Annotated in this window: 1 protein-coding gene, 1 pseudogene and 1 other annotated feature; of the genes and pseudogenes, one reads left to right on the top strand and one right to left on the bottom strand. The window is 44.9% G+C overall.

Annotated features, from left to right (window positions below; genetic code table 11):
• A pseudogene (locus CXF61_RS01745) lies at positions 1-1,004 on the top strand (IS3 family transposase); the annotation flags it as partial.
• Positions 36-152, top strand: a sequence feature (AL1L pseudoknot). (Overlaps the previous pseudogene by 117 nt.)
• Positions 1,005-1,006: 2 nt before the next feature.
• Here CXF61_RS01745 and CXF61_RS01740 read toward each other — a convergent pair.
• A partial coding sequence (locus tag CXF61_RS01740; protein ID WP_165596939.1) for an integrase core domain-containing protein occupies positions 1,007-1,166 on the bottom strand: 160 nt, incomplete at its 5' end.

The raw sequence follows: 1,166 nt of genomic DNA, 5'->3' as shown, positions 1-1,166 counted from the left end.
CTCAAGCAAGCCAATGAGATTATACGTAAGGCTGCCGCTTTTTTCGCCCAGGCGGGGACGGGCCGTCCACCCAGATAATGGTTCAGTTTATTGATGACTATAGAGGTAGTTATGGGGTCGAGCTGATCTGTAGAGTACTACCGATTGCCCCATCAACCTACTACCGTACTAAAGACTTGGAGTGCTGCCCTGAAAGGCGTTCACTGCGCAGTCAGCATGACGACTACTATCTCAGCGAGATTAAACGCATCTGGCAGGACAGTAAATGCCGTTACGGTGTTCGTAAAGTCTGGCAGCAGATGAAGGCAGATGATATTCATGTGGCTCGTTGTACGGTAGAGCGTTTAATGAAGCAGTATGGTATGCAAGGCATCTGGCGCGGTAAGGGCAAGATTACCACCAGCAGCCGTGACGACCAAGAGCGTACTGTTGACTTGGTCAATCGTAACTTTAATGCCCATCGTCCTAATCAGCTGTGGGTTGCAGATTTTACTTATATCAAGACATTGAGCGGCTGGGTCTATACCGCTTTTATCATCGATGTATTTGCTCGCGCTATTCTCGGCTGGAAAGTATCAAAGCGTATGAACACTGATATGGTAATGGCAGCATTAAATCAAGCAATAGCAGACAGAAACAATCCCAAAGACGTGATTCATCATAGTGATCGAGGGGTTCAGTACTTATCTATTCGCTATACCGATAAGATGACGGACTCTGGCGTGATTGCTTCTGTTGGTACAACAGGCGATTCATACGATAATGCACTGGCTGAAACGGTCAATGGACTCTATAAATCTGAGGTAATTGACTATTTAAAGCAGAACTGGACTGGTGTGAACGATGTTGAACTGGCAACCCTTGAGTGGGTGGATTGGTTTAATAAAACCCGTTTACATGGCACGATTGGATATGTGTCACCCTTTGAGTTTGAAAAGCGGTATTATGATAATTTAATCCTGTCAGGCGGTAACCCTCCCAAACTTAAGACACCTAATAAATAGAATTAAGCTGCCTGATTGAGTTTCTGTATCGGTGTAAAACCGCCATTGCCCATGTTTGGGCGCTTATGATTATAATGGTATAACCAGTTTTCTGCTTGTGCGCGTACCTGCTCTAGATTATCAAACAGCTCCTGATTTAACCAATCATATCTCATGGTTCTA

The sequence above is a fragment of the Psychrobacter sp. 4Dc genome (assembly GCF_002836715.1).
Lineage (GTDB): Bacteria > Pseudomonadota > Gammaproteobacteria > Pseudomonadales > Moraxellaceae > Psychrobacter.
This window is presented reverse-complemented; position numbering and strand designations above follow the sequence as displayed.